The organism is Kitasatospora sp. NPDC018058, from assembly GCF_044327205.1.
In the GTDB taxonomy this organism is placed as follows: Bacteria; Actinomycetota; Actinomycetes; order Streptomycetales; family Streptomycetaceae; genus Kitasatospora.
The window spans coordinates 17,154-39,173 of record NZ_JBIRFA010000054.1 but is presented as its reverse complement, the minus strand read 5'-3'; the positions used below and the strand labels follow the sequence as shown (position 1 = coordinate 39,173).

15 protein-coding genes are annotated in these 22,020 nt (G+C 73.7%); 12 read left to right on the top strand and 3 right to left on the bottom strand.

The features are described 5' to 3' along the window. Positions 1–118: 118 nt before the first annotated feature. Together ACH4E7_RS39945 and ACH4E7_RS39940 are read right to left on the bottom strand one after the other, a co-directional pair. Positions 119–1,081, bottom strand: coding sequence for a hypothetical protein (locus ACH4E7_RS39945; protein WP_396254122.1), 963 nt, complete (start codon positions 1,079–1,081; stop codon positions 119–121). 14 nt (positions 1,082–1,095) lie between these two features. Further along, positions 1,096–1,881, bottom strand: a complete 786-nt coding sequence (locus ACH4E7_RS39940) for a papain-like cysteine protease family protein (protein WP_396254121.1) — start codon at positions 1,879–1,881, stop codon at positions 1,096–1,098. 431 nt (positions 1,882–2,312) lie between these two features. Between ACH4E7_RS39940 and ACH4E7_RS39935 the strand changes: the two genes are divergently transcribed. From ACH4E7_RS39935 to ACH4E7_RS39900, 8 genes are all read left to right on the top strand, one after another. Next, positions 2,313–4,451, top strand: coding sequence for a SpoIIE family protein phosphatase (locus tag ACH4E7_RS39935; RefSeq protein WP_396254120.1), 2,139 nt, complete (start codon positions 2,313–2,315; stop codon positions 4,449–4,451). 274 nt (positions 4,452–4,725) lie between these two features. After that, entirely contained in the window at positions 4,726–7,320 is a 2,595-nt protein-coding gene (locus ACH4E7_RS39930; protein ID WP_396254127.1) for a SpoIIE family protein phosphatase, read from the top strand. Between the two features lie 306 nt (positions 7,321–7,626). Continuing rightward, positions 7,627–8,130, top strand: a complete 504-nt coding sequence (locus tag ACH4E7_RS39925) for an RNA polymerase sigma factor (protein ID WP_396254119.1) — start codon at positions 7,627–7,629, stop codon at positions 8,128–8,130. Further along, positions 8,127–8,975: a zf-HC2 domain-containing protein gene (locus ACH4E7_RS39920; protein ID WP_396254118.1), complete on the top strand. Its 849-nt coding sequence runs from the start codon at positions 8,127–8,129 to the stop codon at positions 8,973–8,975. The genes ACH4E7_RS39925 and ACH4E7_RS39920 overlap by 4 nt, the downstream gene beginning before the upstream one ends. A gap of 32 nt (positions 8,976–9,007) precedes the next feature. Continuing rightward, positions 9,008–9,817 carry an ABC transporter ATP-binding protein gene (locus tag ACH4E7_RS39915; RefSeq protein ID WP_396254117.1) on the top strand — a complete coding sequence of 270 codons (810 nt, stop codon included), beginning with the start codon at positions 9,008–9,010 and terminating at the stop codon, positions 9,815–9,817. Beyond that, positions 9,814–11,211: a hypothetical protein gene (locus ACH4E7_RS39910; protein ID WP_396254116.1), complete on the top strand. Its 1,398-nt coding sequence runs from the start codon at positions 9,814–9,816 to the stop codon at positions 11,209–11,211. The genes ACH4E7_RS39915 and ACH4E7_RS39910 overlap by 4 nt, the downstream gene beginning before the upstream one ends. After that, positions 11,208–11,792: a hypothetical protein gene (locus ACH4E7_RS39905; RefSeq protein ID WP_396254115.1), complete on the top strand. Its 585-nt coding sequence runs from the start codon at positions 11,208–11,210 to the stop codon at positions 11,790–11,792. The genes ACH4E7_RS39910 and ACH4E7_RS39905 overlap by 4 nt, the downstream gene beginning before the upstream one ends. 102 nt (positions 11,793–11,894) lie before the next feature. After that, positions 11,895–12,521: a hypothetical protein gene (locus ACH4E7_RS39900; protein WP_396254114.1), complete on the top strand. Its 627-nt coding sequence runs from the start codon at positions 11,895–11,897 to the stop codon at positions 12,519–12,521. A 611-nt stretch (positions 12,522–13,132) separates the two neighbouring features. On the opposite strand, the gene ACH4E7_RS39895 is transcribed toward ACH4E7_RS39900, so the two are convergent. Further along, a complete protein-coding gene (locus tag ACH4E7_RS39895; protein ID WP_396254113.1) occupies positions 13,133–14,581 on the bottom strand; it encodes a hydrolytic protein in 1,449 nt (482 codons plus the stop codon). Positions 14,582–14,814: 233 nt separating this feature from the next. Here ACH4E7_RS39895 and ACH4E7_RS39890 point away from each other — a divergent pair, with 233 nt between their 5' ends. The 4 genes from ACH4E7_RS39890 (at position 14,815) to ACH4E7_RS39875 (ending at position 21,866) form a co-directional block, all read left to right on the top strand. Beyond that, on the top strand, positions 14,815–15,558 hold the full coding sequence (locus ACH4E7_RS39890; RefSeq protein WP_396254112.1) for a response regulator transcription factor: 744 nt from the start codon (positions 14,815–14,817) through the stop codon (positions 15,556–15,558). A 223-nt stretch (positions 15,559–15,781) separates the two neighbouring features. Beyond that, positions 15,782–19,051, top strand: coding sequence for a hypothetical protein (locus tag ACH4E7_RS39885; RefSeq protein ID WP_396254111.1), 3,270 nt, complete (start codon positions 15,782–15,784; stop codon positions 19,049–19,051). Next, positions 19,048–19,758, top strand: coding sequence for a DUF4255 domain-containing protein (locus ACH4E7_RS39880; RefSeq protein WP_396254110.1), 711 nt, complete (start codon positions 19,048–19,050; stop codon positions 19,756–19,758). Before ACH4E7_RS39885 ends, ACH4E7_RS39880 begins: the two co-directional genes overlap by 4 nt. Continuing rightward, complete coding sequence (locus ACH4E7_RS39875; RefSeq protein ID WP_396254109.1) at positions 19,755–21,866, top strand: ATP-binding protein; 2,112 nt, start codon at positions 19,755–19,757, stop codon at positions 21,864–21,866. Before ACH4E7_RS39880 ends, ACH4E7_RS39875 begins: the two co-directional genes overlap by 4 nt. The last annotated feature ends 154 nt before the right edge of the window (positions 21,867–22,020 follow it).

The window sequence follows — 22,020 nt, the reverse complement described above, 5'->3', positions numbered from 1 at the left end:
CTGTAGTCCGGGAGTTGGGCGGGCTGCGGCAGGCCGGGTGTGGCCGGGAGGCGCGAGGCACCGGGCGTGCCGGGGTGTCGCCCGTCGCCCGGTGCCTCGTGTGTCCGTCGTTCGGATGTCAGTCCGTCGGTGCGCCGCGGCCGCGACGGCGCAGGCGGAGGTAGAGGCCGGCCGCGCCGCCGGCCAGCACGGCGGCACCGACCGCCGGCAGCTGCCACGACATCGGGGACGGCTGATCGGCCGAGGCCGAGGCCGGCGAGATCGCCGGTGTCTGCGTGTCGGATCGCGCTTCGGGCAGGACTTGGGGCGGCGTTCCGGGCGGTGACCCGGCCGCGGATCCCGTGCCGTCGAACAGTCCGAACCCTCCGGCGAGCCCGCTCCGGTCGTAACCGGATCCGGGGAGCTTGTCCGCGTACCGGCCGGTCACCAGCTTCTGGTAGGCGGCCAGCGGGAGGCTCTGCTTGCCACCGAGGCCCGTGGTGGCCTCGGTGTTGAGCGGCTCGACGTCGCCGCTCGCGGTGAGCCGGTACCAGGCGTGGATCTGCGGCTCGGTGAAGGTGCGGGCGCCGGCGGTGGTGCGTTCGGCGAGCTTGAGCTCGTTGTCACCGTCCCGGATGCCGGCCAGCCGCCAGCCGCCGCCCTTGTCCGGCGGAGTGAGCAGTACGGCGGCCTGGTGACCGTCGGCCGCGCTCACCCGCGAGGCGAGGTAGGACAGCCTGAGCGCGTTCTGCGGTGTCGGCTGGGCCTTGCCCGCTACGAAGTCCACCGACAGCTCGTACATCGGGACCGGGTCCTTGAGCTGGAACGACGGTGGCGCGGCGGCCGCGTTCGGGGTGTTCGGCCGACCGCCCGCACTGCCGCCGTCGGCACCGGCTGTGGCGCCGGTCCCGGGCACGGCCGCCGTCCTCGCGGCGCCCAGGAAGCGGGAGACGGTGTCGTGCGTCTGCCCGGAGCGCAGCACCTGCTGAGCGGCGCCGTAGTCGGGGACATCGCTCCCGCCGTCGGCCCGGGCCGATGTGGTGGCGGCGCCGACGCTCACGAGTGCGGCGGCGGTGAGGGCGACCGCCTTCAGTGTCCTCATGGTTGGTTGTCTCCTCACGCGTGGATGCCGACCCGGGAGTGGGTCCACTGGAACGATCCGTTGTTGACGTAGGTGTTGAAGTTCCACCAGGTGTACGTCTGCGTGCTGGGCCACGGATCGCCCACCGCGATCATGTTGCTGGTGCTGTCGTAGCCGTAGATGACGTTCATGTGCCCGCCGCCCGAGGTCCAGCCGATGCGCACCGCGAACGGCCGCCCGTTGGCTATCTCGTTGGTGACCTCGCTGAACGAGGCGTTGCGGTTCAGGTCGTGGCCGCTGTTGCGGAAGCCCATGGCGGACAGGCCGTTGGCCATGTCGTCGAGCGTCGCGGGCCGGTCGTTGCAGTCCAGCCAGCGGCCCCGCTGGGCGAGGCGGCAGAAGTCGTACTGGTTGTACTGGTTGTAGCCCCAGTAGGTGGCGACCGTCAGGCCGGAGGCGTCCCAGCACCACTGGTCCTGGACCTGCTTCTGCATGGTGATGTCGAGCGCCGTCCAGCTGGTGGGTCGGGTGGAACTGCACAGCGGCAGGTTCCCGGTGTCCTCACTGATGAAAGTGTCGGCGATGTAGTAGGCGCCGGACCAGATCCAGCGGTTGTCGTTCTCGACGGTGTCCCCCGTGGTGCGGCAGATCATCGGGATGCGGTCGCCCGGCGCGGCCTGGCCGGAGATCCGGGCCGAGAGTGAGGGGAGCACACGCTCGTTGACGGTGCTGAAGTTCCCCTGTCCCCCGATGACGGTTCCCTTGACCAGGCCTGCCTGGGCCACGGCGCCGATGCCCAGCGCGGCCGCGGCGGCCAGCACGACGGCGATTGCCGCAACGGTCGTTCGACGCGATTTCCTGCGGTGGCTGCTCATGCGTCAGATCTCACTCCCCGTTAGGTGAATCCGAATGCCGGGGAGTCTGGCAGAGCCACCTCGGAAGCGGAACGGACAAGTCCGGGCCGCTTGATGGCTACGCGCATAGACGGTGGATGTCGAGCGTCAATGAGCAGCGCCTGAAGGTCACTTGTCGATCGGCAGGCCTAGTGGTCTAGTCCACTGTTATCCCATTGTTATCTACTGCGAATATATTTCAGGCTGTGAAATTTCACAGAGTGAGTGCAATGTTACTCACGATGACGGTTTCAGAAGGGGGGATTCGGGAGTCCGAAGAAGAGCTTATGTGGGTCCGGCCGGGCCACTATGGGAGGGGACCTACGGGTTCACTGGTCGGTTCGAATGGGGTGCTCGTGATGGGCGTGCAGTGGCATTCGTCGCCGAAGCCCGGGCACGAGGCCGCCGAGGCGTCGGCCGGGCGGGGGTTCGAGACGGTGGCGCAGCTCCTGCGGACGGCGGCGGACCGACTCGACGCGCACATCGGGGGCCTCTACCTGCTCTCGGAGGACCGGCAGCTGCTCGAACTGGCCATGACGCTGGGGGCCGCACGGCAGTTCAGCAGGCCGTGGCAGCACATCGGCGTGACCTCGCCGATCCCGGTGGCCGAAGCGGTGCACAGCGGCCAGGTCGTGTGGGTGGGCGGCGCGGAGGACATGGCGCGCCGGTTCCCTCGGGTCGCCGTCGCGATGCCGTACGGGTTCTGCCTCGCGGCCGCGCCCCTCGTCACGCGGAGGCGGACCGTGTACGGGTCCGTCTTCGTGCTCTGGCCCGCCGCGCATCCCCCCGAGATGTCCCCGCGGGAACGCGACGAGCTCGACCTGCTCGCCGTCCGCCTGGCCGAGGTACTGGCGGAGGCGGCGCGGGCAGGTCGTCCGATCCGCCCCGGCCCGCGCCCCGCGGTGGCGGACCACTGTTCCGCCGATCCCCTCGCCACGATGGCGGCACGACTTCCGGAGGGGATCTGCGACATCGACCTGGACGGCCGGCTGGCCGCCGTCACACCGGCCGCCGCCGAGCTGCTCGGCGAGCCGGTCGAGCGACTGCTGGGCTCCCGGCCGTGGGCGGTCCTGCCGTGGCTACGGGATCCGGTGTACGAGTACCACTGCCGGGCCGCGGTGATCAGCGGGCAGTCCACCTCGTTCGTCGCCCTGCGGCCGCCGGACCGGTGGCTGTCGTTCGAGCTGTTCCCGGACGCGTCCGGACTCACCGCCCGGATCGTCACCGCCGACGCCGTCGGCCGCGGCCGGTCCACCGGGGCACCGGCCGAGCGGGCGCTGCACACCCGGCCCGGAGCGCTGTACCACCTGCTCCACCTCGCCAGCGCGCTGACCGAGGCCATCAGCGTGCAGGACGTGGTGAGCATGATCTCCGAGCAGATCGTGCCGGCTTTCGGCGGTCAGGCCGTGGCGGTGCTGATCCCCGAGGGCGGCCGGCTGCGCATCGCGGGCCACCGCGGCTATCGCCCCGGCCTGGTCGACCAGTTCGACAGCACCCCGCTGACCGAGCCCACGCCCGGTGTCCAGGCGTCCACCAACCCCGTGCCGGCGTTCTTCGAGAACCGTGCGGAGTTGGAGCGGCTCTACCCGAACCGCCACGAGACGCAGGACGGGATGGCCGCCTGGGCCTATCTCCCGCTCGTCACCTCGCGCAGGGTGATCGGGACCTGCGTGCTGGCGTTCGCCGAGCCGCACCACTTCGACGTGGAGGAACGCGCCGTCCTCACCTCCCTCGGCGGACTGATCGCCCAGGCCCTGGACCGTGCCCGGCTGTACGACACCAAGCTCGTCCTCGCCCACGGCCTCCAGGAAAGCCTGCTGCCCCGCGCGCTGCCCGCGGTCCCGGGCCTGGAGATCGGCGCCCGCTACCTGCCGTGCACCGCGGGCATGGACGTCGGAGGCGACTTCTACGACCTCATCCGCGTCGGGCCCGACAGCGTGGCGGTCGTGATCGGCGACGTCCAGGGCCACAACGTCAACGCCGCCGCGCTGATGGGCCAGATCCGCACCGCCGTCCGTGCCTTCGCCGCAGCCGATGCCGATCCGAGCACCGTCCTCTGCCGCACCAATCGCCTGCTGGCCGACCTGGACACGGCCTTGCTGGCCAGCTGCGCCTACCTCCGTGTCGACCTCGCCCGCCGCGAGGCCTGGCTGGCCGACGCCGGCCACCCGGTGCCGCTGCGGTACGGCCCGGACGGCCGGGCGGACGCACTGGAGCCGCTCATCGGCACGTTGCTGAACGTCGATCCCGCCGCCGATTACCCGCAGACCCGCATCGACCTGTCGATCGGCACCACTTTGGTCCTGTACACCGACGGCCTCATCGACACGCCCGGTGCGGACCTCGACCGGGCGCTGGCCGACCTCACCGCCACCCTGGCCCGCTACGGCGGCGAACCACTCGACCGGTTGGCCGATGCGCTCGTCGATCGGGCCGGGCACGGAGAGCACCGCACCGACGACGTCGCGCTGCTGCTGATCCGGTCCGTCCCCCGGTGAACGGGGACGGGCGGGGGACCGCTTCGGGTCGGCGGGCGCGGCAAGCGTGGTGTGCGTGGTGTGCGTGAGTGCTCGGGCGAGGCCCTTCGTTGCCGCGCCCCACTCGTGCCCGGGGCGGGACCATGGGGGTATGGCGAAAGACACGGGCTCCTCTCCCCGGCCCCCGGGCCGATCGCGTGGCCGCCGTGGACGGCGGCAGCCACACCCGATCGCTCGGGAGCCGTCCGTGCGGCAACTGCGGTCGGTGTTGAGCATCCACAGCGTCGCGGGTCAGATGTTCGTCCTGCAGGTGTTGGTCGTGCTGCTGCTCGTGGTGGCGGCGGTCGTCGCGCTGCTGATCCAGTCCCGCAGTGACCGGTTCGCGGCAGCGCGCGACCGCTCGCTCGCGGCGGCCGAGGCGTTCGCGCACGGCCCCGGCCTGGTGGCGACGATGCAGGGCCCTGATCCCAGCGCGGTGCTCCAGCCGTTGACCGAAGCGGCCCGCAAGGGCGCCCACGTCGACTTCATCGTGGTGACCGACCGGAACGGCATCCGCTACACCCACCCCGAGCCGGAACAGATCGGCAAGAAGTTCGTCGGCACCATCGGGCCGTCGCTGGAGGGCCGGGTCACCGTCGAGCGGGTGCACGGACCGCTCGGCGAGGAGTACCAGGTGGTGGTCCCGGTGGAGGACACCCACGGTGCGGTCGTGGGCATCGTGTCGTCCGGGATGAAGGTCGCCAACGTGAGCAGCGCGATCAACCGTCAGCTGCCGGTCGTCCTGGGCGCCGGCGCCGTCGCGCTGGGCCTGGCCACGACCGGAACGGCGCTGGTGGGCAGGCGCCTCCTGCGGCAGACCCATGGCTTGGGGCCGGAGGAGATGACCCGGATGTACGAGCACCACGACGCGGTGCTGCACGCGGTGCGCGAGGGTGTGGCCATCGTCGGCGGCGACGGCAGGGTCCTGCTCGCCAACGACGAGGCGCGCCGGCTGCTCGACCTGCCCGCCGACGTGGAGGGACGCGCCGTCGCCGACCTCGGCCTCGCCCCCCGTGCGACCGACCTGCTGATCTCCGGCCGCCCGGTCACCGACGAGGTGATCCACGTCGGCAACCGCCTGGTGGCCGTCAACAACCGCCCCACCGACAGCGGGGGAGGCCCGGCCGGCAGCGTCACCACCCTGCGCGACTCCACCGAGCTCCTCGCCCTCGCGGGGAAGGCCGAGGTCGCCCGCAGCCGGCTCAGGCTGCTGTACGACGCGAGCGTGACCATCGGAACCACCCTGGACGTCCGGCGCACCGCGGAGGAGCTCGCCCGGACGGCCTCCCGGGAGTTCTGCGACTACGCCACCGTCGACCTCGCCGAGGAGGTCCTGCTCGGCGAGGAACCCCAGAGCCTGACGGCCGGGGCCCCAGTGGTACTGCGGCGGGTGGCGGTCACGGGCGTTCGGGACGATTCGCCGCTGTACCCCCAGGGGGAGCTGGTCACGTGGGCCGGGAGCACCCCGCAGGCGGCGGGCTTCGTCAGCGGGCGTTCCTCGCTGGTCTCCGAGGTGGCGAGCGACGCCGGATGGCGCAGGCAGGACACCGAGCGCACACAGGCGGTGCTGGAGTTCGGCCTGGCATCGCTGATCGCCGTTCCGCTGTCGGCACGGGGTGTGCTGATGGGCGTCGCCTGCTTCTGGCGCAGCCGGGCACGAGGTCCGTTCGAGGAGGACGACCTGTCCCTGGCCGAGGAGCTGGCCGCCCGGGCCGCCGTGTCCATCGACAACGCCCGCCGCTACACGCGCGAGCACACGATGGCCGTCACCCTGCAGCACAGCCTGTTGCCGCGCGCGTTGCCCGAGCAGAGCGCCCTCGACGTCGCCTACCGTTACCTGCCCGCCCAGGCGGGGGTCGGCGGCGACTGGTTCGACGTCATCCCGCTGCCGGGCACCCGTGTGGCGCTCGTCGTCGGCGACGTGGTCGGCCACGGCCTGCACGCGGCCGCGACCATGGGCCGCCTGCGCACCGCGGTGCAGAACTTCTCGACCCTCGACCTGCCGCCGGACGAGCTCCTCGGACACCTGGACGAACTGGTCGCCCACATCGACCAGGAGACGGCCGCGACCGAGGGGCAGCTCGCGATCACCGGTGCCACCTGCCTCTACGCCGTCTACGACCCCACCACCGCCGTCTGCGCCCTGGCCCGGGCGGGCCATCCGCCGCCCGCCATCGTCCACCCGGACGGCACGGTTGAGGTGCTCGCTCTCCCCGCGGGCCCGCCGCTCGGCCTGGGCGGGATGCCCTTCGAAGCCACGGAGGTGCGACTGCCGCCGGGCAGCAGCCTGGTCCTCTACACCGACGGCCTCATCGAGGACCGCACCCGCGACATCGGCGTCGGCCTGGACGTCCTCACCGCCACCCTGGCCCACCCCGACCGATCGCCCCAGGACGTCTGCGATGCGGTGCTCGACGCCCTGTTGCCCGTCCGCCAGACCGACGACATCGCCCTCCTCGTCGCCCGTACCCGCGTGCTGGCGCCCGATCGGACCACCGAGTGGGAGGTGACCGCGACGCCCGCGGCCGTGGCCGAGGCCCGCGCCGAGGCCACCCGACAGCTCACCGAGTGGGGCCTGGACGAGGCCGGTTTCGTCACCGAACTGGTGCTCAGCGAGCTGGTGACCAATGCCATCCGCTACGCGACCGGACCGATCAAGGTGCGGCTGCTGTACGACCGCACACTGATCTGTGAGGTCTCCGACACCAGCAGCACCGCCCCGCACCTGCGCTACGCGGCTGCCGAGGACGAGGGTGGCCGCGGCCTGTTCCTGGTCGCCCAGCTGGCCGAACGCTGGGGCGTCCGCTACACACCCGAGGGCAAGATCATCTGGGCCGAGCAGCACCTGTAGCCGAGCGCCCGGCCGAGGACGGCGCCGAGGTCCCCCGGGGTGGCGCACGGTGGTCGGGCCGCAGGACGGGGCGGCACCCGTCGGCTCGGTCGGGGGCCGGCGGGGCTTCGGACGCGAGGTTCCCGCCGGTCCGGCCGGACTGAACCGATGCGGCCCGGCCCGGACCGGAGTCGGCGGCCGGGATTGCGACCTGTGACGCAGGTCACGGCGGACGCAGAACCTGCGCGCTGCGGCGGGCGTCTGGCTGGTGTGAGATCACGCAGGAGAGCACCGGACGAGCTGGACGAGGAACGCCTCCTTCGGCTGGTGGCCAGAGGTGACCGCGGGGCGTTCGAGGAGTTGTACCGGCGTACATCGCCATGGCTGGCGGTGCGGCTGCGCCGCCGCTGCGCCGACGAGCAGATCGTCGCCGAAGTCCTGCAGGAGACCTATCTGGCGGTGTGGCGTGCGGCCGGCGCGTTCGCCGGGAGCGCGGTCGGCGGGACGGCCGTCGGGTGGCTGTGGACGATCGCGGCGCGCCGCCTGGTCGACGCGTTCCGGCGCCGTGCCCACCACGCCGAACCGCCGGTCGCCGCCGCCGAGCGGGCGGTGGTGCCCGCGGCGGAGGAGGAGGCACTCGCCGGGACCGTCGGCGGCGACGTCGGCGACGCGCTGCGGCGACTGGCGCCGGAACTCCGCGAGGTGCTGCAGGCCACGGTGCTCGACGGACTCTCCGTCCGGGAGACCGCCGTCCTGCTCAGACTGCCCGAAGGCACGGTCAAGACCCGCGCCCGCCGGGCCCGGATCGCGATGCGGGAGGCGCTGGCATGAGCGGGCGAAACGAGCGGATCACCAAGGGGTGCGCGTCGAGGCGGTTGATCGACGACTACGCGCGGGGTGACGCGACGATGGCCGCGGACACCGTATGGGCGTTGGAGGCCCATCTGGAGACGTGCGCGCCGTGCCGGAGCCACCTGGCGGCCGCCGTGGCCACCGAGGCGCCCGACGTCGCCGTGCTCCTCGACACCGTCCGGGCCGGTCTGGAACCGCAGCTGGACGCGGCCGTCGGGGCGCCCTCGCGGCGCCACCGGCCGAGGTGGGTCTCGGCCTGGCTCACGCCGGTCATGACCCCGTGGTTGGCCATGACCGTCGTCGTCACCCTGTCGGCGTTGCTGCTGGCCGCGGTCGCGCCGCCGATGTTCTTCGGCGGGGCCTCTCCCGTGTTGCCGATCGCGCCCGTGCTGCCGCTGTGCGGTGTCGCCGCATCGTGGTCGCGCGGCCTGGACCCGGCGCACGAACTGACGGCCTCGACCGCCCGGGCCGGCCTGCCGCTGCTCCTCAGACGCACCACGGCGGTCCTCGTGGTGGTCCTGCCCGGGCTCCTGCTGGGGGGATGGCTGACCGGAACCCTGTCGGCCGCGCAGTGGTTGCTGCCCTCCCTGGCCTTCACCTCCACCGCCCTGGCGCTGGGCAGCGTGGTCGGCGTGACCCGCGCCTCCGTCGGGCTGGTGGTCGCGTGGGGCGCCGTCGTCGTGGTACCCGCATGGGCCACCGGCCACGTCCCCCTTGCGCTGCGGCTCGTCCTGCAGCCCGACCGGCTGCCCGTGTGGGGGTTGCTCCTCGCGCTCGGCATCGGCGCCGTGATCGTCCGCAGAAAGGCGTACGCAACGCCGTGAAACCATCGTCGACCCTTGAAGGAGACCACCGCATGTCGCCCACGATGAGCGCGGCCGACACCGCGCCGAAGACCTACGCCTGGGAGATCCGGGCCAGCGGTCTGAGCGTACGCGTCGGACGGAAGAAGATGGCCGTCGACGGGCTCGACCTCTCCCTGGGCACCGGCGCCCACGGCCTCCTGGGGCCCAACGGGGCGGGAAAGACCACCCTGATCCGGGCGTTGGCCACCGTGCTGCGCCCCGCCGAAGGCGAACTGGAGCTGCTCGGCACCTCCGTGGGCGGGACGGGCGACCACCGTGCCCTGCGTCGGCGGATCGGCTACCTTCCGCAGGACTTCGGCTACTACAAGCGCTTCACGGTGCGTGAGTTCGTCGAGTACATGGCCTGGTTGAAGGAGGTCCCGAAGGCGGACGTTCCTGCGGCCGTCCAGCGGGCCGTGGAACGGGTCGGCCTGGCGGACCGCGCTGACCACCGGATGAAGACCCTGTCCGGCGGCATGGTGCGGCGGGCCGGCATCGCCCAGGCCATCGTCAACGATCCCGCGGTGCTGCTGCTGGACGAGCCGACGGCCGGCCTGGACCCGGCGCAGCGACTGCGCTTCCGCGAACTGCTGCAGGAACTGGGCCGCGACACCTGTGTGGTCGTCTCCACCCACCTGGTCGAGGACGTCGCGGCCGCCTGCTCCGACGTGGTGCTCTTCGCCGACGGCCGACTCGTCTTCCAGGGCACGCCGGACGACCTGGCCGCAGCGGGCAGCACCGAGTACCCGGGCGACAGCCCCCTGGAGCGCGGCTACTCGGCGCTGCTGCGCACCTCCGGGCAGCAGGGGGGCACCTGGTGAACGGGCGTGTCCTGCGCACAGAACTGAAGCGCTCCGTCGCCCCGTGGCCCGGCGTCGTCGTCCTGGGCGGCAGCCTGGCGGTCTTCTGCCTGATCGACGGGATCTGGTGGAGGGGCAATGAGGGGTGGACGGCCCAGTGGACCTCCATGGCCATGTGGACCCGGTACCTGCTGGCCTTCTGGTGGCCGCTCGTGGTGGGCATGGGAGCGGTGTACGGGTTGCGCGAATCCCGCTCGCGGATGGCCGAACTGCTGACGACCACGCCGCTGCCGGCCTGGCGCCGTGCGGCGGTGCCCGCCGGTGCGCTGGCGCTCGTGCTGGCGGCGGGCTTCGGTCTCCTCGTCCTCGTGGGCGGCACCCAGGTGGCGCTCGGTCCGACCACCTACACGGGCCTCGGCTGGCTGCCGATCTCGCTCGTGGCGGCGCTGGCCCTCGTCGCGGGGGCCGTGTTCGGCATGGGCGTCGCGCGGGCGCTGCCCTCCGTTCTCACCCCGCCGGCCCTGGTGGTGGTCTTCCTCATGCTGACGGGCCTCCTCCTGCGCATGGGCATTGACGGGGAAGTGCCGTCGAGTAGGGTGCCGAACCGGTTCGCCCAGCTGTCCCCGGCGACCGCGGAGCCGCGGCAGATGCTGCTGACCCTGTCCGGCTCCGTGCACCTCGGCCAGACGCTCTGGCTGCTCGGCCTGCTCACCACCGGCTTCGCCCTGCTGGCGGCCGCGACCCGCCGGGCCCGCCTGCTCGCGGTGACCCCCGCCCTGGCCGGCGCGGCCCTGGCCCTGCTGATCATCCCGGCCGCCGCGCGCGACACCTACGTCATCGACAAGGCCGCCGCCACCCTGGTCTGCGACGGACCGGTGTGCGTGACGCAGGCGAACCGCTCACACCTGCCCGAGCTCGCGCCGCGCGGCAAGGAGGCGCTGCGCGTGCTGCACGACGTCCTGGGCGACAAGGCGCCGAACTCGGTGCGGGAGGACACCAAGCTGCGCGCGCTCGGCGACCCCCGCCCACTGTCCGGCGACGTGGTGCTGGTCGACTTCGACGAACAGCTGTTCGCCGATGCGACGGGCCAGGATCTGACCCGCGCGCTGGTCGCCCAGGGCCTGGCACCAGGCCGCCATGGTCGCACCCCCCGGGAGGGCGGGGGACAGGACGACGTCGCCCTTCAGAGCATCGCCGCGAGCTGGGCTCTCGGTGACCCCACCCTCCAACCGATGGAGGAGAAGGGCACCGACCAGTACTCGCGCAAGACCTGGGCGGACGCCGACACCGCCTGGCAGGAACTGAAGGGGCTGGCGCCGGCCGAGCAGCGTTCGTGGATCGCCGGGCTGCGCACCGCCGCCCTCTCCGGCACGGCGAGCCTGCGCGAGGTACTGGCGGGGGGCGCGTCGCGATGAGGCGGCTGATGTTGTACGCGCGTTCACGGCAGGTGCCCACCTCGGCCGCCGCGGTCACGCTGATCGCACTGGCGGCGTGGGCCTTCAACCGGGGCGACGCCACGGGTGCGGTGGATGCGATCAATCCGATCACCTTCTTCGTGCTCGCCGCGAGCGTGGCGGCTGGCTCCGTCGGGCTCGGCGGGCAAGATCTCGCACTGGACAGGACGGCCGCGATCCGGTGGGCGCCCCGCCGGGCGGCGCACACGCTGCTGATCGGCGCGGTCGCCGGTGCGGCGCTGCTGGCGGTCCAGGCGGTGGGGCCGAAGTTCGCCCCCACCGAGGTCGTCGTCCGGGACAGCGCGGGCCTGGTCGGCCTGGCCGCGCTCGGGGCGGTGCTGTGCGGGGCACACCTCGCCTGGACCCTGCCGACCGGCTGGCTCGCGTTCACCGTCCTCGTCCCGCCGCTGGCGCCCAACACCGTGGGGAAGACGGTCTGCTGGATGACCTTTCCCCCCGGCACGGAGGCGTCCACCCGGACCGCGGTGGCCCTGCTGGTGACCGGCACCGTGCTGTACGCCCTGGCGGGACCGAGACGGTAACGGGCCGCCCCCGGCCGCGGTCGCGGCCTCGCGGTGCCGTGGTCTCACGAGCATCGTGACTGGTCAATGCGCAGGCACCCTTTCTGGGAGACCATGGCATCCATGGACAGCGAGACGTACCTACGCACCCGCCGTGCCCTGCACGCGGTGGCCGAGCTGGTCCTGGCCGGGCCGCAGTACCGGGCCTGCGGCACGATCCGGCTGCGCGCCTGCCCGGGCGGCTTCGCCACCAGTGTCGAGCCGCGGCTGCGGGTGATCGGCGCGGAGCTGGTCGCGCCCGGGCAGGTGTTGTCGCTCGAATGGACCACCTGCGCCGCGCTCGGTGCGGCCCTGGGGCTCACGGTCGGCGCTCCCGCCGGGCTGTACCCGGACGGGCCGGGTGTCGCCGCCGACGACGTGGTCGAGGCGGACCCGTCCGCCGCCCGTCGGCTCGCGCACTGCTTCGCGCTCGGTGAGGCCGCGCTGTGCGGGTTGTTCCCCAGGGCGGAGCCGGTCATCTGGCCGGAGCACTTCGACCTCGGGGTGAGCGTCGACGGAGTGAACTACGGCGTCTCACCCGGCGACGCGTTCCGGCCGGAGCCGTACGCGTACGTCGGCCCGCACACCCCGCGGCGGGGCGGGTTCTGGAACGCGCCGTTCGGTGCCGGCCGGACGATCCGTGAACTGGGCGGCGCCATCGGCGTCATGGCCTTCCTGGAGGAGGGGCGCCGGCTGGCCGTCGGCGCCTGAGGAGCCGCGTGGGCCGGCCGAAGCCGGAGCACGCGGCGTGACACCGGCGGCCGTCCGTGCGGGAGGTCCGTCCGGACCGTCGCCAGGGCGACCCCCGCTATGCCAGGGGCTTCGGCGGAGCGGCGGGCATCGGGCCGGGGCGGGTGGTGGGAGCTCGCGGAACCCGTTCCTCGGCGCGCACGGCGATCGGGCGCCCCCTGCTTGTGACGATTCGGTGCGTATGCGGTTCTCATGGCACATTCGGTGCGGGAACAGCGCGAAGCTACTGCTGTACCGACGGAACGTCAGCAGCGCGCCGGGGCAGACTTCGCCGTCCAGGGGGGACGGGCCGGCTGCCCGCCGGGGCCTGTCCGGGTTCCCCGGGAGGGCAGGTCGTTCGCATCGGTACGGTTCGAGCGATTTGGCGGTAGGTGCCCGAACGGGTCACGGTATCCATCGGGCGTTGACATGGTCACGGGGTGTGGGAGGGGAGGTGCGGAAGGGGGGACCGCGGAGATGGGCGGGTCGATTCCGGAGAAAGGGGCCCGTTGACATGGTCGGGGCGCCGGGTGCACCTTTCCGGTCCGGTTGCCCGGGGAGGGAAGGGGAGGGGAGTCACCCTGCGCACCGGTTCAGTTCCCCTGCCTGATGTCGCTCAGCGTTCCGCTGATGTTGAGGAGTTCGTGGCACGTCGACGCCTGCTTGCCCGAGGCCGGGGTGCCCGGTGACTCGCAGGTCACGTTCGCCGTCACTGCCTGGTCCTCGGGGACCTGGATGGGAGTCACCCAGTGGTAGTCCTGGTTGCGGAAGGTCTCCAAGGCGATGGTGGTGATCGTCTGCTTGCCGGCCGTGATGGTCAACAGCCCTTGGTCGCCCTGGAAGTTGGCCACCACGATGTCGGTGATGTCGAAGACCTTGCCGTGCGGCACCTGGTAACTGCCCGCCGACGAGGCGCTGTTCGCGGTCTGCACCTCGATCGTGGCGGAGCTCTGCTGGCCGGTTCCCGGCACCGCCATGCCCGGACCGGAGCCGCGGTTGCCGGTACCGGCACTCGGTTGCCCGGTGCCCGGCTTGCCCTGGCCGCCGGGGTTCCCGCCGGAGGGGCTCGTCGGCGCACCGTCGGCGGGTGCGGCGGGTGCGGCGGGTGCGGCGGGGGTCGGGGCCGGGGTGGCGCTCTGCTGGGCGACGACCTTCTCGGCGGCCTGCTTCGCGGAGCTGCGCACCGCCGGGCGGACCAGGGCGAACCAGGCCAGCAACAGGGCGAGCAGTGCCGCCAGGAGGGCGAGAAGCCACTTGGGGAAGATCGGAAGTTGGATGAACTCGCCGTCAAGGAGCGGCTTCTGAACTGTCGTCAGGGAATCAGGGGCTGCCGGGGCGGTCTCGGTCCTGCCGCCGGAGTCCGTCCCGTCCGCGCCGCCGCTTCCGTTCGCCGCCTTGCCGTCCGAACCCTTGCCGTCCGAGCCCTTGCCCTCCGTGCCCTGCTCCGGGCCCACCGTGACCTCGAACGGCCAGGACGCCTGTTTGCCGAACCAGATCAGCTTGCGGGCGCGTGCCTGCAGCCGCAGCTCGCCGGACTCGCCGGGTTCGAGGCGCAGCCGCTCCGGGGTGGCCCGGAACCGCAGGTCCTCGCCGGCCTGTCCGGGAGTGGGGGTCACGGTGGAGGGGGCGTTGCCCAGGTTGCGCACCGACGTCCGGTAGCGCCCGCGCAGCCAGCCGCGACGACGGCGGGGTGCGAGCGCGGCCTGCAGCTCGTGGAACGGCGTCACGGTGACCGTGGTCTCCGGAACCGTCATCAGCTCGGGGCGCTCGGTCGGCAACACCCGGATGCCGAGCGGGAATTCACCGGCCCGAGCGGTGGACGAACGCGGCGGGGCCAGGCGCACCGTCACCGTCTCGGACGTCCCCGGGAAGAGGGAGACCCGGGCCGGTTCGACCGTCGTCCACGCGGCGCAGTCGCCGACCACCTCCAGCGAGTACGCCTCAACGATGTCGAGGTCGTTGCGTACCGTCAGGGTCGTGGTGGCCACGCCACCGGGCGCCACCGTCAGTGCGGGCAGGCCGAGTTCGGCGGATGTGGTCATGGCGTGACGGTAGGGCCGCCGGACCGTCCGCGGAGAGGGCCGTGCGGGCAAGCCGTGGGCACACCCCTTGCCCGTGCGGACAGACCGACCCTGCCCGGTGCCGTCGCCCCGGCCCGGTGCCGTCGGGACGAACCGCGAGATCGGGGCGCCCGCCCCATCCATGCCAACGACCGGCTCCGCCCCGCGGCGGCCGGCCGTCACCACCGCAGGTCCACTGCAGAATGGAGTGTTCGATGACGTCGACCGACACATCCCGTGAGGAGGCCGTCACCACCCGGCGGAGCCCGATGACACCGCGGTCCGGCGGCGCCCGTCCATCCGGGGCGCGCGTGCCCGTTCAGAGCCGCGGCAAGCCGGCCCAGATACCCGTGGCGGTGTACGCCGAGGACCTCATCCTGCAGACCGGCGTCGTCCAACAGCTGCGCCAGCGGCCCGAGGTGGAGCTGCTGAGCGAGGGCGAGGCGGGGCGGGCGGAGGTCTCCCTGCTGGTGGTCGACGCCCTGACCGAGGCGGTGGCCGAGCACCTGCGCCGGCTGCGGCTCGCCACCTCGGGCCGGATCGGCCTGGTGGTGGGCCACTTCGAGGCCGGCGGACTGCAGACCATCGTCGAGTGCGGGGTCGCCGCCGTGCTGCGCCGCTCGGAGGCGGACCAGGACCGGCTGGTGCACCTGATCACCGCCCTGGCCAACGGCGAGGGCGTGATGCCCGGCGACCTGCTGGGTGAACTGCTCGACCGGATCGGGATTCTCCAACGCACCATGCTCGACGGGCGGGGGCTGACGTTATCGACCCTGACGGCCCGGGAGGCGGAGATGCTGCGGCTGGTCGCCGAGGGCTTCGACACGAGTGAGATAGCCGCCAAGACCTCGTACTCGGAACGCACCGTCAAGAACGTGCTGCACGAGATCATCACGCGGCTGGGTCTGCGCAACCGGGCGCACGCGGTGGGGTACGCCATGCGGCGCGGCCTGATCTGAGGATCGCGGGCGGTCGACGAGCAGCGACGACCGCCGAAGACCGTGGACGGCCGACCGCGGCCATGACGGCCTGCCCTTTGGGGACACAGGTTGTTACCCCCGGCTCGGGCACCCGGGCTCTGTTCCCGGGCGCCCGAGCCGATGAGACTGCCGGGGAGACCACCCCTGCCACGGCCGATGAGACCGCGGGGGAGACCGCCCCTGCCACCTTGTGAGGTCGAGCGTGATCGGCGCCACCGGCACTCCCCGCTCCACCCGGCGGCCGGCCCGTGCCGCCGGCGCGATCCTGCTCGCGCTGGCGGCCGCCGTGCTGACCCTGGGTTCCGCCGCACCCGAAGGGCACGGCCGCCCCACGGCGCAGGCCGCAGCCGACGACCCGGCCGGCGGGCGGATCGTCTTCGCCGGCACCAACCACCGCGGCCTCGGCCGGGTGACCGGCGCGGCGTCCAGCACCTCGCTGTTCGGGCCGGGACCGGTCCACTTCGACCAGGACCCGTCGGCCCGCGGCAACGAGCTGGTGTTCACCAGCCTGCGGGACGCCACCCTTCCCCAGGTCTACCTGCGCGACGCGGCCGGCGCGGTGCACAGACTCACCACCGGCATGGACACCGCCCACCCCGCGCTGGCCCCGGACGGCAAGGGCGTCGTCTTCGAGGCGGTGGAGCCCACCGGGCCCGGTGGCAGGCCCCAACACGCCCTGTGGGTGGTCAACCGGGACGGCAGCGGCCTGCGCCGGCTGACCGACGGCTCGGCCGACGAGACCCATCCGACGGTCTCGCCTGACGGCCGGTGGGTCGCATACGCCTGCACCGGCGACCCGGCGCACACCCAGATCTACCTGCGGCCCTTCACCGGCGGTGCGCCGGTCAAGGTCACCGACGTGACCACCGGCAACGCCCTCGACCCGACCTGGAACCCGCTGAACGACGACCAGCACCGCAACCAGATCGTCTACACCTGGGACAAGGGCGACCAGGGCCGGACCCTGATGCTCACCTCGCCCACCGGCGGCGACAAGGCGTTCTTCCCCGGCACCGGGTCCACCTGGCGGACGGGCTCCGCCTCCTGGCTGGCCGACGGCAGCGGAGTGCTCTTCCTGAGCACCGACCGGCTCAAGCCCCCGATCCCGGTCGAGCCGTCGGTGGTGAACCTCTACCGCGCGCCGACCTGTGACTGCACCGACCCCCAACTGCTCTACAGCACCAACCGGTTGATCGCGACGCCGACCTGGCTGGGCACCCAGACCGAGGGCGGCCCCGTGGTGGAGCAGACCAGCGCCTCCGCCGCCAACGTGGCCGACCTCCAGGACGTCCGCCCCGACGGTGCCGACCCGCGCGACCTGGGGATCAGCGTGCTCAAGGAGGACCCGGCCGCCGACCTCAACACCAACCCCGACCCGGCGGCCGACCCGCTCTTCCACCCCGGACCCGGCTACGACCCGTGGTACGAGCGACAGGCCTACACACCCGACGGCCGGCAGATCGTGGTGACCCGCTACGAGGACTCGCCGGCCGGGCGGATCCAACGGATCTGGCTGACCGACGCCGACGGCTCCGACCCGCGCCCGATGAACCTGGCCGGGCGCGGCCCGCTCGACCGCGACACCGACCCCTCCTTCTCACCGGACGGCAAGCTGATCGTGTTCAGCCGCAGCTCCCCGGGCAGCGGCAAGGAGCCCGCGCGCCCCGGGCGGATCATGATCGCCCAGGCGTCCACCGGGGCGATCGTCGGCACCGTCCAGCCGCCGCCCGGCCAGCCCGGTGCTTCCGACGGCGAGCCCTTCTGGTCCCCCGACGGCAAGCTGATCGCCTTCTCCCGGACCGCCGTGATCGACGGCAACGCCGGCAACATGCACATCTGGACCGTGCCCGCCGACGACCTCGCCCGGCAGACCGACCTGAGCCGGGCCATCTGCCCGGGCACCTGCAACGTCATCGACGACAGCCCGGTGTTCTCGCCCGACGGCCGGCGCATCGCCTTCAACCGCAAGGCCGGTGACGGCGGGAACAACCGACAGGACGGGGTGCTGGTCACCTCGCCCACCGGCGGCGACTGCACGGTGGTCCTGCCCACCGGGCTGGAGCACGACACGGGCGCCTGCACCCGGCCGCTGCCCGACACCTCCGACGTCGGCCCGTTCCAGCCCCGCGACGTGGCCTGGACGGCGAACGGCGCGCAGCTGGTGCTCACCTCCCGCCGGGCCCTGCCGCCGAACTCGCCGGAGGGGCTGGCCGTCTACGACTTCGTTGCCAGCACGCTCACCCCGCTCGACCGGCGGCTGCCGGGACGCCAGAAGGAACCGGCCGTCCAGCAGTCCGTCCACCTGGCGCTGAGCGCGCCCGCCCGGACCCCCGCCGTCCCCGTCGACGGCGGCACCGATGTGACGATCACCGTCACCGACAAGGGCCCCGCGCCCTCGCCCGGCACCGTCCTCACGGCCTCGGTGCCGTCCGGCGCCCGGCTCGGCGGGCTGACCACACCGGTCGGGCGGTGCGACGCCGGGGCGTTGCGCTGCGAGCTCGGCACCCTGGCGCCGGGGGCGGAGGTCCGGGTGACCGCCCGTCTGATCGGCACCCGCAGCGGCCCGCAGACCTTCGGCTGGAGCGTCACCGGGACGGTGGTCGACCCGAACCCCGGGGACGACTCCGCCGAGACGATCCTGCCGGTGCTGGACCAGCCGACCCCCTCACCGACACCGACCCCGACATCCACGCCGACGCCGACGCCGACACCGACGCCGTCCGCCTCGCCGACCCCCGCACCGACTCAGACGACCACCCCGACACCCCCCGCCTCGCCCACCCCCGCACCGCCCCCGGCACCGGCACCCGCCCCCGCGCCGACGCCGCCGGCCGGCCCGGACGTGGCGGTCGACGCCCAGCCCGACCCCGGCTACGTCGGTGGCCACGTGACCGTCAGCTACACCGTGCGCAACAGCGGACAGGCCCTCGCCACGGGGCTGCGCCTGTCGCTCGGCCTGCCCGCAGGAGTGCCCACCGAGGCGCTGCCCCCCGGCTGCCGGGGCGGCACCTGCGAGCTGGCCGACCTGTCCCCGGGCGGCAGCCAGGTGGTCCGGGTGGTGCTGTCACCCGAGGCGGCGCTGGACACCACCGTCACCGCGGAGCTGACCACCACCGGCACCGACGCCCGCCCGGGACCGCACCGGGCGAGCACCCCGCTGCGCATCCTGCAGCCCCGCATCGTCGCCGTGCCGCCGATCGGCAAGCCCGGCTTCGTGACCTCCGTCCGCGGCGTGGACTTCCCGCCCGGCGTGCCGGTCCGGTTCACCTGGCAGCCCGGCATCACCGCCGCGGCGGCGCCCACCTACCCGCGGGCCGACGGCACCTTCGCGGGCCAGCTGCTCATCCTCCCCAAGGACGAGACGGGCCCGCGGACCATCACCGCCGACGGCCCCGGATTCTCCCCGGTGACCACTCCCTTCCTCGTGGTCGAGGGCAGCATCGGCCCGCCGGGGGAGGTGGAGCGACGGTGATCCACGAGGTCGACGAGGCGCTGCGGCTGCTGCTCGCCGAGGCCGGTCTGCCCGAGCGCGGGGTCGAAGTGGTCTTCGACGCCCCCACCCGGGACCTGGCGGCCCGGCGCACCGCGCCGACGGTCAGCGTCTTCCTCTACGGGATCCGCGAGGAGACGGCCCGTCGGCAGGCCGGCGCCGTCGCGGAGTACGACGCGGACGGCCTGGTGGTCGGCCACCGCGCCGCGCCCCGCTGGTTCGAGCTGGCCTACCTGGTCACCGTCTGGACCAACCGGCCGCAGGACGAACACCGGCTACTCGCCGAGGTGTTGCAGTGCCTGACCGCCGTGGACGCGCTGCCCGCCCGGGTGCTCACCGGAACGCTCGCCGGGCTCGGACTGACCGTCGGGCTGGACATCGCGGGGCGCGACACCGGCCTGCCGTCGGTGTCCGACGTCTGGTCCGCGCTCGGCGGGGAGCTGCGGCCCTCGATCGACCTCAGGGTGCTCGCCCCGCTGGCCGCCGCCCTCAGCGCGGTGGGTCCGCCGGTCACCGAGGGACTGGTGGTGCGCGTCGAGGACACCACCCGGGAGAGCGCGGAAGCCACCGACGGCCCGGGCCGCCGACTGCGCTACCACGGCGGCGCGGACCCCGGACCGGGCGGCTTCGCCGCGCCCCGGGACCGCGCGCTCCCGCCGGGCCGCCGGCCCCGGGGCGGGGCGCGATGAGCCTGGACCTCGGGCCCGCCGTGGCCGCACCACCGACCGCCCCGGACCCCCTCTGGGAGCGGCTGCACCGGGTCGAGCAACGGGTCCGGACGGCCGTGCGCGAGCGCAGGGCCGACGACCCGGACCCGGACGACCCCTACCGCGGCCAGTACCTGGGCCCGGAGGCGGTGGAGCGGATCCTGGCGGTCTCCGCCGCGACGGGCCGCGGCGGCCCTGACCGCGCTGGTGGAGCCGGCGGCGCTGACGCGCCCGCGCCGCCGCCCGGCTCGCGGCTCGCCCGGCTCAGCGCCGCCTTCGGGCTGCTCCCGGTGGACCTCGACCTCCTGCTGGTGGCCCTCGCCCCCGACCTCGACAGCCGCTTCGAACAACTCTACGGCTACCTCAACGACGACCTGACCCGGCGCCGGGCGACCGTTGGGCTGGCCCTCGAACTGTGCGGACAGCCGGGAGCCGGCGCCGGCCGCTTCCGCTTCTCCGCGCGGGCCCCGCTGATCGCCGGCGGCCTGCTGGAGATCGCCGAGCCGGAGCGCCCGCTGCTCTCCCGCACCCTGCGCGTGCCGGACCGGGTGACGGCCCATCTGCTCGGCGACGACGAACCGGACGACGCGCTCGCCGGGCTGGCCTGCCGGGCCGCCCCGGGTACGGACGTGACCGCGGAGCCCGTCGAGCGGCTGCGCGCGGCCGCGGCGGACGGCGGACTGGTACACCTGCTGGACCGGAGCGGGCACGCCGGCCCGCTGGCGGCGGCCGCCCTCGCGGCCGACGGCCCGCCGCCACTGGTCGTCGACGCCGCCGCGCTGGCCGCCCGCCCGCCGGGGAGCACCGTGCGGGTGCTCGCCCGCGAGGCGCGCTTGGGCGGGGGCGGCGTGGTGCTCGGACCGCTGGACCGGCTCGAACCCGAACGGCCCGAGCGGGCCGCCCTGTTGCGCGAGCTGTGCGCGGAGCTCGCCGGCCTCCCGTTGATCGTGCACGGCCCCCAGGTGTGGGACCCGGCCTGGGCGCGGGAGAGCCCGGTGGTGGTCACCGCGCCGCCGCCGGACGCGCGCGGCCGCGCCGAGCGGTGGGCCCGCGCCCTGGCCACCGGCGGGACGCCCCTGAGTGCGGAGCTGAGCGACGGGTTGGCCGAGGCGGTGGCCGCCTACCGGGTGGACCGGGAGAAGCTGGAGCGGGCCGCCGCGGTGGCGGCCAGGACGGCCGCCGCCGAGCGGCGTCCGGTGCGCGCCGAGGACCTGCGGGCCGCGGTACGGGCGCAGAACGCCGCCGGCCTGGCCCGCCTGGCCCGGCGGATCGAGCCCGTGGTCGGCTGGGCCGACCTGGTGCTCCCCGACCCCACCGCCGCCCGGCTGCGCGAACTCGTCCTGCGGGCCCGGCACCGCGACCAGGTGCTCGGGCAGTGGCGGATGCGGCCGGGCGGCGGCCGCGGCAACGGGGTGATCGCCCTGTTCGCGGGGGAGTCGGGCACCGGCAAGACGATGTCGGCCGAGGTGGTCGCCGCCGAACTCGGCATGGAACTGTACGTCGTGGACCTGTCCACGGTGGTGGACAAGTACATCGGTGAGACCGAGAAGAACCTGGAGCGCATCTTCACCGAGGCCGCGCAGGTGAACGGCGTCCTGCTGTTCGACGAGGCGGACGCGCTGTTCGGCAAGCGCGCGCAGGTCAAGGACGCCCACGACCGCCACGCCAACGTGGAGACGGCCTACCTGCTCCAGCGGATGGAGTCCTTCGAGGGGATCGCGGTGCTGACGACCAATCTGCGCGCCAACCTCGACGAGGCGTTCACCCGGCGCCTGGACGTCATCGCGGATTTCCCGCTGCCGGACGAGGCACAGCGCCGCCTGCTGTGGGACCGCTGCCTGGGGCCGCGGCTGCCCCGCGGCGACGACCTCGACCTGGACTTCTGCGCCCGGCAGTTCGAGCTCACCGGCGGCTCCATCCGGGCCTGCGCGGTCTCCGCCGCCTACCTGGCCGCCGGAACGGGCGCCCCGCTGGGCATGGCGCAGCTGGTCGCCGCGGTGGTCGGCGAGTACCGCAAGCTCGGCCGGCTGGTGCTGGAGAGCGAGTTCGGGCCGTGGCTGGGCGCCGTCGGGGCCACCGGGCAGGCCTGACCTCCGGGGCGTCAGGGGCGGAGGGGCCGTCTGCGCCGCCTGTGAGTACCCGCCGCGCTGCCCGCCGGGGGCAGTCGTTCCTGCCCCCGGTCCGGGACCCGGGGACATGTCCCCGGACGGCGCCCGGGCAGCAGACTCGGGGGCGAATGACCGG

Bases quoted from the DNA above. Each gene is read 5' to 3' on its own strand.
- ACH4E7_RS39905 (WP_396254115.1), top strand. From the start codon at position 11,208: ATGAGGCGGCTGATGTTGTACGCGCGTTCACGGCAGGTGCCCACCTCG.
- ACH4E7_RS39945 (WP_396254122.1), bottom strand. From the start codon at position 1,081: ATGAGGACACTGAAGGCGGTCGCCCTCACCGCCGCCGCACTCGTGAGC.
- ACH4E7_RS39895 (WP_396254113.1), bottom strand. From the start codon at position 14,581: ATGACCACATCCGCCGAACTCGGCCTGCCCGCACTGACGGTGGCGCCC.
- ACH4E7_RS39920 (WP_396254118.1), top strand. From the start codon at position 8,127: ATGAGCGGGCGAAACGAGCGGATCACCAAGGGGTGCGCGTCGAGGCGG.
- ACH4E7_RS39890 (WP_396254112.1), top strand. From the start codon at position 14,815: ATGACGTCGACCGACACATCCCGTGAGGAGGCCGTCACCACCCGGCGG.
- ACH4E7_RS39915 (WP_396254117.1), top strand. From the start codon at position 9,008: ATGTCGCCCACGATGAGCGCGGCCGACACCGCGCCGAAGACCTACGCC.
- ACH4E7_RS39935 (WP_396254120.1), top strand. From the start codon at position 2,313: ATGGGCGTGCAGTGGCATTCGTCGCCGAAGCCCGGGCACGAGGCCGCC.
- ACH4E7_RS39930 (WP_396254127.1), top strand. From the start codon at position 4,726: ATGTTCGTCCTGCAGGTGTTGGTCGTGCTGCTGCTCGTGGTGGCGGCG.
- ACH4E7_RS39900 (WP_396254114.1), top strand. From the start codon at position 11,895: ATGGACAGCGAGACGTACCTACGCACCCGCCGTGCCCTGCACGCGGTG.
- ACH4E7_RS39875 (WP_396254109.1), top strand. From the start codon at position 19,755: ATGAGCCTGGACCTCGGGCCCGCCGTGGCCGCACCACCGACCGCCCCG.